The sequence below is a fragment of the Azovibrio sp. genome, assembly GCF_049658005.1.
Classification (GTDB): Bacteria; Pseudomonadota; Gammaproteobacteria; order Burkholderiales; family Rhodocyclaceae; genus Azovibrio.
Map to the genome: position 1 here is coordinate 1 of NZ_JBASOH010000020.1, position 8683 is coordinate 8683.

At 62.4% G+C, this 8683-nt stretch carries 7 protein-coding genes; all 7 read right to left on the reverse strand.

Annotated elements, in window-relative coordinates; all coding sequences use genetic code 11:
• Positions 1–689: glycosyltransferase (locus WBH99_RS02440; RefSeq protein WP_424218522.1), on the reverse strand; the 689-nt coding region annotated here is incomplete at its 3' end.
• A gap of 38 nt (positions 690–727) precedes the next feature.
• Positions 728–1618, reverse strand: a complete 891-nt coding sequence (locus WBH99_RS02445; protein WP_424218523.1) for an NAD-dependent epimerase/dehydratase family protein — start codon at positions 1616–1618, stop codon at positions 728–730.
• An 8-nt stretch (positions 1619–1626) separates the two neighbouring features.
• Positions 1627–2661, reverse strand: coding sequence for a GDP-mannose 4,6-dehydratase (gmd, locus tag WBH99_RS02450; RefSeq protein ID WP_424218524.1), 1035 nt, complete (start codon positions 2659–2661; stop codon positions 1627–1629).
• A gap of 45 nt (positions 2662–2706) precedes the next feature.
• Positions 2707–4134: a mannose-1-phosphate guanylyltransferase/mannose-6-phosphate isomerase gene (locus tag WBH99_RS02455; RefSeq protein ID WP_424218525.1), complete on the reverse strand. Its 1428-nt coding sequence runs from the start codon at positions 4132–4134 to the stop codon at positions 2707–2709.
• A gap of 14 nt (positions 4135–4148) precedes the next feature.
• Positions 4149–5495 carry a TolC family outer membrane protein gene (locus WBH99_RS02460; RefSeq protein ID WP_424218526.1) on the reverse strand — a complete coding sequence of 449 codons (1347 nt, stop codon included), beginning with the start codon at positions 5493–5495 and terminating at the stop codon, positions 4149–4151.
• Position 5496: 1 nt separating this feature from the next.
• On the reverse strand, positions 5497–6864 hold the full coding sequence (locus WBH99_RS02465) for an HlyD family type I secretion periplasmic adaptor subunit (RefSeq protein ID WP_424218527.1): 1368 nt from the start codon (positions 6862–6864) through the stop codon (positions 5497–5499).
• 59 nt (positions 6865–6923) lie between these two features.
• Entirely contained in the window at positions 6924–8660 is a 1737-nt protein-coding gene (locus tag WBH99_RS02470; protein WP_424218528.1) for a type I secretion system permease/ATPase, read from the reverse strand.
• Positions 8661–8683: the final 23 nt, after the last annotated feature.

Genomic DNA, 8683 nt, shown 5'->3' on the forward strand with positions numbered 1-8683 from the left:
TCTCCTCCCAGGATCAACTGCACATCCGGCGCCAATTTCTGCAAGGCCTCCAGCAACACTGAAAACCCTTTGTAATGCACATGCCGCCCCACCGCAAAAATCAGGCGGCCGGGGTGGCTTTGGCGAATCCGGGCGGCCTCGGCCTGAGGCGCCACGAAGCGGGACAACTCAAATCCATAGGGAATGACCCGCACTTTCTGACGGATGCCGGCAATGGACAGGGCGGCAGAAGATTTGAGATGTTCCGGTGTGGCCACGATGATCGCCCTGGCCTGGCGCAGGATGGCACGCTGCCAGGGCTCATAGAGTTTGAGCAGCCGCCGCTGGCGGGTGATGTCGGCATGCCAGGTGATTACCCGGGGCACATGGGCGGGAATCACCATCGAGGCCAGATGGGACATCGGCCCGGGAAAGTGGAGGTGCACCAGATCACAGCCTTGCTGCCGGTACTGGCGCCAGGTTTCAAGGATCAGGCCGGGCGAGAGCGCAAGGCTGCCATCCACATTCCAGCTGGCCGTCCGCACCACCGGCACCCCCCCTTTGACGAAACGGGCACTCTTGCCATCTCGCGAGGGAACCAGATGCACGAAGTCCACCCGGTCTTGCAAGGTTTCCAGCAGACTCACCACATGGGCTTCGATCCCTCCCGGCAAGTCATCGCAAAACCGCCCCAGGCAAATTACCCGCATGATCGCCAGCCCGGGCTGGCCCGCTCGATACGCCTCATTCAGCCTCCAGCCTCCAGCATCCAGGCCAGCGTTTCCTCCAGCGGCGGGCTATCCCAGGCGCCGATCAGGCGTCGCAAGCGGGCCGGATTGCCGCCCAGGGTATGGACCTCGCCGGCGCGCACGAACGCCGGATTGACTTCCACCTCGATGGCATGCCCCGTAATCCCCTCGGCCAGCGCCAGCACCTGGCGCAAGGACAGGGTGCGGCCGGAACAGATATTCACCACCTGGCCGGCCGCATCCGCCTCCAGCAAGCGGCGATAGGCTTCGGCCACGGCGCGCACATCGGAAAAATCCCGCCACACGTCCAGATTCCCCAGTTCGATGCGCTCGGCCCGGCGCCGGAAATGCGCGACGATCTTGGGCAACAGGAAGTCGGCAGACTGACCCACTCCGGTGTAATTGAAGGGCCTGACGATCACGATCGGCAGACGGTCCAGCCACAGGCGGGCCATATACTCCATTGCCAGCTTGCTGACCGCATAGTCATTGGCGGGGTTGGGCGGGGTCGCCTCATCGAGGATGCCGTCGGTACTGTTGCCATAGACATTGGCGCTGCTGGCCAGCAATACGCTTTGCGGCTGACAGCCGGTATGCACCAGCGCCGCCAGCAGGTTGCGGGTCCCTACCACATTGGTCTGGTAAAAAGCGGCAGGATCGCCGTGCCCGACAAAGGCAATCGCCGCCAGGTGCACCACCACATCGGGCCGGGCCGTCGCTACCGCCGCCTCCAGTGCCGGCGCATCCAGCAGATCCCCTCGCAGCAGGTGAGCCGCGCCGGCAGGCGGCGTACCGGCACAAGTGCCGAACACCTGATAACCCGCGCGCTCCAGTTCAGCCGCCACGTAGCGGCCGGTAAAACCCTCGATACCCGTGATCAAGGCGCGCATGTGCTGCCTCAAAAGGAAAACCCGCGCTGATTGCGGCTCATGTCCGCCTCCACCATCATGCGGCACAGGGATTCGAGCTGGGTCTTTGGCGCCCAGCCCAGCACACGCCGGGCCTTCTCCGGGTTGCCGATCAGCAGTTCCACCTCGGCCGGACGGTAGAAACGCGGATTGACCTTGACCAGCAGCCGGCCGGTCGCGGCGCAACGGGCCTCCTCCGCCTCGGCCGCCCCTTGCCACTCCAACGCAATATCCACGGCCTTGAACGCCATCGTGACGAAATCCCGCACCGTCTCGGTGCGATGGGTCGCCAGCACGAAAGTATCGGGCGTATCGGCCTGCAGCATGCGCCACATGCCTTCGACATATTCCCTGGCATAACCCCAGTCGCGCCTGGCATCGAGGTTGCCCAGTTCCAGCACCTCCAGCTTGCCCAGCTTGATCTTGGCCACACTGTCGGTGATCTTGCGGGTCACGAACTCCCGGCCCCGCAAGGGGGATTCGTGGTTGAACAAGATGCCGCTGCAAGCGAAGATGTCGTAACTCTCGCGGTAATTCACCGTCATCCAGTGTGCATACAACTTGGCGACACCGTAGGGGCTGCGCGGGTAAAAGGGCGTGTCCTCCACTTGGGGAATCGCCTGGACCTTGCCAAACATCTCGGACGTGGAAGCCTGATAAAAGCGCACCCCGGGGTTGACGATACGGATCGCCTCCAGCAGGTTCACCGGGCCAATACCCGTGATTTCCGCCGTGGTCAGCGGCTGCTCGAACGACACCCCGACAAAGCTCTGGGCCGCCAGGTTATAGACTTCTTCGGCTTCGGTCTGCTGCAGCAGACGGATGCTGGCCGACAGATCGGTCAGGTCATACTCCACCAGTTCCAGTTGCGGGTGGGCGGCAATCCCCAGTTCTTCGATACGCCAGAAATTGACGGAACTGGTACGGCGGTAAGTCCCATAAACCCGGTATCCCTTTTCCAGCAGCAATTCCGCCAGATAGGCACCATCCTGCCCGGTAATGCCCGTCACAATCGCTTTTTTCATTATGCTTTCCCTTGTATTCATCCCATGCTGAAGCGCCATCCCGGCTCAGCTGCGGCCGTAATTATCCTCGAAACGCACAATGTCATCTTCCCCAAGATAGGAACCCGACTGCACTTCGATCATTTCCAGCGGAATGCGGCCCGGATTTTCCAGGCGATGCGCCACCCCAAGGGGGATATAAGTGGACTGGTTTTCCGTCAGCAACAAGGTTTTTTCGCCCATGGTCACCTTGGCCGTCCCCGACACCACGATCCAGTGTTCGGCGCGGTGGTGGTGCATTTGCAGGGAAAGGCGGGCGCCGGGGTCCACCACGATGCGTTTGACCTGAAAACGATGCCCCGCATCGATGCTGTCGTAGTGCCCCCAGGGCCGGAAAATCTTGCGGTGGGCATCGGACTCGGGGCGTCCCTCCTGCTTCAAGCGGCTCACCAGCTGCTTGACTGACTGCAGATGATCCTTATGCGCCACCAGCACGGCATCCGGGGTTTCCACCACCACCACATCCCGGACTCCCACACAGGCCACGAGGCGATGTTCGGAGCGCAAATAGCAATCTTCGCTTTCCAGCGCCAGCACATCGCCACGCAACACATTGCCGGCGCCATCCTTGGCTCCGATCTCCCACAGCGCGCCCCAGGAGCCGACGTCGGACCAGGCGGCATCCAGTGGCACCACAACCCCGGCCCCTCCTGCCAGATGCTCCATCACGGCGTAGTCGATCGAATCCGCCGGGCAAGCCGCGAAAGCGGCGGCCCCAAGGCGGATGAAATCCTGATCCGACGCCCCCTCCGCCACGGCCGCCTCGCAGGCCGCCAGCATATCCGGACGGCGGGCACCGAGCTGGGCCAGCCAGACGGAACTGCGCATGACAAAAATGCCGCTGTTCCAGAGATAATCACCCGAACTCAGATAAGAAGCCGCCGTGACCCGATCCGGCTTTTCCACAAAGGCCTGGATATCGAAACCGCCCCCCGGCAGGGGCGCCCCCCGGCGAATATAGCCAAAGCCGGTATCCGGCGCGCTGGGGACGACCCCGAAAGTCACCACGCGGCCTTCGGCGGCATGAGCGAGGGCCTGGCGCAAGGCGCGCTGAAACGCGGCCAGATCCCCCAGCACATGATCCGCCGGCATCACCACCATCAAAGGGTCATCCTCCCGGCACAACAAGGCCGCCACGGTCAGCGCGGGTGCGGTATTGCGTCCGCAAGGCTCCAGGGCTATCCGTACCTGGCTGGAACGGATGGCCCGTACCTGCTCGGCTACCAGGAAGCGATATTCCTCATTCGCCACCACCAGCGCCGGCGCCTTCTCGAAATCCTGTTCCAGTCCGCAACCCTCCAGGCGCTTCAGCGTATCTTGCAGCAGGGACGATTCGCCCACCAGGGGCAGCAACTGCTTCGGATACTGTTCCCGTGACAAAGGCCACAAACGGCTGCCCGCCCCCCCGCACAAAACCACCGACAAAACCTTCATGACCTTCTGTTCCCTTAATTCCCGGCTTCCAGCCAGGTGTTGAAGCGGCTCATCTCTTCGTTATCCAGACGCCCCACCAGCGCCATCAAGCGCAGGCGGGCCAGGACATATTCATAACGCCCCCGGCTCAGATCGCGATGGGCGCTCGCCAGGCTCTGCTCTGCATTGAGGATATCCAGGCTGTTGCGCGTGCCGGCCTGGAAACCCTTGCGCGTCGAGAACAAAGTCTGCTCAGCCGATTGCACGGCCTGGGTATAAGCTTTCACCCAATGCACCCCCTGCGCCGCGCCATCAAACTCCTTGCGCACCTGCAAACCCACCTCACGGCGCATGGCCTCCATTTGCTGTCGTACCTTCTCCAGATTGGCCTGCGCCTGACGAACGGTGGAATTGACATAGCCGCCACTGAAAATGGGAATGGAAACCTGCACCCCCACCATCTTCGTGTCATATTCAGAACCGATCGTGGTATTGCTGTCGCTCTTGCTATCGGAGCGCTGCGCCACCAGATCCACGGTCGGCATATGGCCGGAACGCGCCTTCCAGACTTCCTTCTCGGCCGCCTCCACGTCGGAGCGCAAGGCCCGCAGTTTGGGATTGACCTGCTCTGCCACCTCTACCCAATCCTCCAGGCGCACCGGATCAGGGGGCACCAGTTCCAGCCGCTCGGGATTCAAGGTGGACAGTGGCGTCAATGGCCGCCCCACCACGGTGCGCAAGGTATCCAGGGCAAACTCCACCTTGTACTCCAGCTGAATCGCCTGGGCCTTCACCAGATCCAGGCGGGAACGGGCTTCATCCACATCGGTGCGTGTTCCCGCCCCGGCCCGGAAGGCCTTTTCGGCATACTGCATCTGCGCCTCATAAGCCTGCTGCTGGGAGCGGTTCACCTGCAGTTCGGAGCGCGCCAGGAGCACATCGAAATACGCAGACCCCACGGTCACCGCCAGGTCCTGCAGCGCCTGCTCCAGGCGCGCATCCGCGCTGGCCACCTGCGCCTTCGATTGGGCATAAAGCGCAAAATTATATGCCCGGAACAAAGGCTGCTTCAAGGTCAGGGCATAGTTGTGACTGTTGTAGTCTATCTCACGCGTCACCGGCCCATAAAAACCCTGACTGGTCTGTTCGGTCGTGTTTTTCCCCTTGCTGCCACTGAAGGACAGGTTGGGCAGCAACTGGGCGCGCGCCTGGGGCAGCACTTCCCGCTGGGCATCCGCTTCGGCACGCGCCGCCAGATAACTCGCATTGGCCTCCAGCGCCTGGCGGTACAAGCTCAGCAGATCATCCGCCCGAGCCAGCTGCCCGCTCCCCCACAACAGGCCCAAGGCCAGCACGCTACTTACCACCGCACGGGAGGCCATCTCACTCCTCCTTCATGGAAACGGCGATGCGACTCAACAAGGGCCGCAGCAGATAAGTCAGCATCGACCGCTCACCGGTGATGATGATGACTTCAGCCGGCATGCCCGCCTGCATCTGCCGGTCACCCAGAATCTTCATTCCCTCAGGGGTGATGGAAACGCGGGCCAGGTAGTAAGACACGCCCGTCTGCGGCTCCGTGAGCAGGTCGCTGGAAATCGAATCCACCTTGCCCGGCACCACCAGCTGCGGGCTGTGAGAGAAGGCCGAGAAGCGCACATTGGTCGTCCGGCCGGGCTGCACCCGGTCGATCAGATGCGGCGGCACTTTGGTTTCCAGCACCAGCGCCTCATCCTTGGGCACGATATCCATCACCTTCTGACCGGGGGTAATCACCCCGCCTACGGTTTGGGCCACCAGGCCCACCACCTGCCCATCGACCGGCGCCCGGAGAATGGTCCGGGCCAACTCATCGCGCACCGCCACGAACTTGTCCGCCTCGGCCTGAACCTGGCTGCGCACCTCCGCCAGCTGGCCATCCACTTCCTTGCGATACTCCTGCTGGCGCTGGATCTTGCGCTGCTTGAGTTCGGAAATGGCGCGTCGGGAACGCTCGATATTCCCGATCAGATCGGCAATGGAGCCCGTCGTCTCGGCCGCCGTACGCTCCAGCGCCAGCAAGTTGTTACGCGGCGCATAACCTTCGGACACCAGATCCCGCAAACCCGTCATTTCTTCCTGGATGAAGCCCTGCTGCGCCTTGCGCCCCTCCAGCATGCCCTGATAGCCGCGAATCGCCGCTTCATGGCCGAGGATCGACTCGTCAATGGATTGCAGCTCGGCCTGCAAGGCACCGCGCCGCGCCAGGAACAGGCTTTCCTGATTCACCAGCGCCGCTTCCACCCGGGGGTCTGTCCTGGCCTCCATCAGGTCAGGATGAAAGCTGATCTTTTCCGCCCCCGACTGCTCCGCGAGCAGACGTCCCTCCATGGCCCGCAAGGTCAGGTAACGCTGACGCACGGATTCGAAATTGGCCTGGGTCGCTGCCTCATCGATTTCCAGCAAAGGGGCGCCCGCCTTGACGAACTGCCCCTCCTTCACATGCACGGCCTTGATGATGCCGCCGCTCAGGTGCTGCACTGCCTTGCGCTTCGTATCGATCGTCACCATGCCCTGTGTCGGCACCCCCTCATCGAGCGGCGCCAGGGCGGCCCAGAGCAGAAAGCCGCCAAACCCCACGCCCAACACCCAGAGGCCGACCCGGGCAGGATGGCGGGTATCCATGGGCAGGTTTTCCTGACCCTCCTTCTGAGTCGCCTCGAGATCAGGATGACGAGGCACCAGAAAACCAAATAAATCACGTATAGCCATAACAGGATTCCAGAAAAAACCGATCTCGAAAGATCATCAAATCAACAAGAAGAACGCACTCAGGCCGGGACTGCTGCAATCTGGGGAACAGGGGTGGGCGCGGGCGGGGTAGCGGCGGCCTTGAGCCTGGCCAGGACTTCCTGGGTGCTGCCGAACAGGGCGATCGTCCCCTCCTTGAGCACCAGCAACAGGTCCGTGACCCCGATGATGTTGGTCCGGTGCGTGATCAGGAACACCGTCGTACCGTGCTGCTTCAGATCCCGGATCGCCGCCAGCAGGGCGGCCTCACCCACATCATCCAGATTGGCGTTAGGTTCATCGAGCACCACGAAGCGGGGATTGCCATAAATCGCCCGGGCCAGGCCCACCCGCTGCCGCTGCCCCCCCGACAACTGCCCACCGGCCACCCCCATGGGGGTGTCGTAGCCCTTGGGAAAGCGCAGGATCATGTCGTGAATACCGGCCCGCTTGCACGCTTCGATCACCTTGGCCGAGTCGACCTCGCCAAAACGCGCCACATTTTCGGCGATCGTGCCTTCAAAAAGCTCCACATCCTGGGGCAGATAGCCCACATACGGGCCGAGCTCATCCCGTTCCCAGTGTTCGATGGATTCGCCATCCAGACTGACGCTGCCTTCGACATGAGGCCAGATTCCCATCAGGCAACGCGCCAGGGTGGACTTGCCGGAACCCGAAGGCCCCACCACCCCCACCACCGAGCCCGACGGCACCGAGAACGACAAGGATTTCAGGATGGGCGACTCGCGCCCGGGCACCTTCGCCACCAGCTGCGCCACCTCCACGCGACCGGAAAGCGGTGCATGCGCCCGGCCCCTGGGGCGCACCGGATTTTCTTCCAGCAGATTTTCCAGGCGCAAGAAAGCATCCTTGGCGGACAGGACACTGCGCCAGGACGACACCAGCACACCCAGCGGCTGGGTCGCCCGCCCCATCAGCACATTCGCGGCAATCATGGCGCCAGGGCTCAACTCCCCCTCGATCACCAGCAGGGCGCCGGCCGCCAGGGCCAGGGACTGCTGGGCATATTGCAGGAACTTGGTCATCGCCTGCATGCGGCTGGTGGCATCCTGGGCATGACTGTTGAGCAGCAGGGCCTTGCTGTGGCGCTTTTGCCACAAGCGGCGCAGCCCCCCCAGCATGCCCATCGACTCCACCACCTCCGAATTCTTCAGCTTGTTCTGGACAAAGGCCCCCAACTCCATGTTGGCCGTCGCCGCCACCTCCAGCGGCTGATGGACCACCTTGCCGGAAAAATAGGCCGCCACCACGAACACGATCGAAAAAACAATCGAAACCAGGCCCAAAAACGGATGCAGCAGAAACAGCACCATGATGTAGATGGGCGTCCAGGGCGCGTCCATGAAGGCAAAGGCGCCGTTACCGGTCAGAAACTGGCGGACATTGACCAGATCGCTCAAGGACTGGGCCGGGCGGCCGCCGGGCTGACGCAACTGCCGCTCGAAACAGGTCCGGAAAACCCGGGAGTTCAGCAAGCTATCCAGCTTCACCCCGGTGCGCACCAGCAGCCGGGAGCGCATCCATTCAGAAAAACTCATGACCAGGAAGAAGAACAGCATCACCAGGGTGAGCGCCATCAGCGTAAAGCTGCTGTGACTGACGAGCACCCGGTCAAAAACCTGAAGCATGTACAGGGTCGGGGTCAGCATCAGCACGTTAACCACGATCGTGAAGATCACGGCCACCGCAAACTCATGCCGCAGGCCCCACAGCACCCGGGTCAATTCACTACGCTCGAAAAAAGCAGGTGTTTTCATGACTAAAAGACTCCAGATCAATC

What these genes read in the sequence shown, in the direction of transcription:
- WBH99_RS02445 (WP_424218523.1), bottom strand. Translation starts at nt 1,618, where the DNA reads ATGCGCGCCTTGATCACGGGTATCGAGGGTTTTACCGGCCGCTACGTG.
- gmd (WP_424218524.1), bottom strand. Translation starts at nt 2,661, where the DNA reads ATGAAAAAAGCGATTGTGACGGGCATTACCGGGCAGGATGGTGCCTAT.
- WBH99_RS02455 (WP_424218525.1), bottom strand. Translation starts at nt 4,134, where the DNA reads ATGAAGGTTTTGTCGGTGGTTTTGTGCGGGGGGGCGGGCAGCCGTTTG.
- WBH99_RS02460 (WP_424218526.1), bottom strand. Translation starts at nt 5,495, where the DNA reads ATGGCCTCCCGTGCGGTGGTAAGTAGCGTGCTGGCCTTGGGCCTGTTG.
- WBH99_RS02470 (WP_424218528.1), bottom strand. Translation starts at nt 8,660, where the DNA reads ATGAAAACACCTGCTTTTTTCGAGCGTAGTGAATTGACCCGGGTGCTG.
- WBH99_RS02465 (WP_424218527.1), bottom strand. Translation starts at nt 6,864, where the DNA reads ATGGCTATACGTGATTTATTTGGTTTTCTGGTGCCTCGTCATCCTGAT.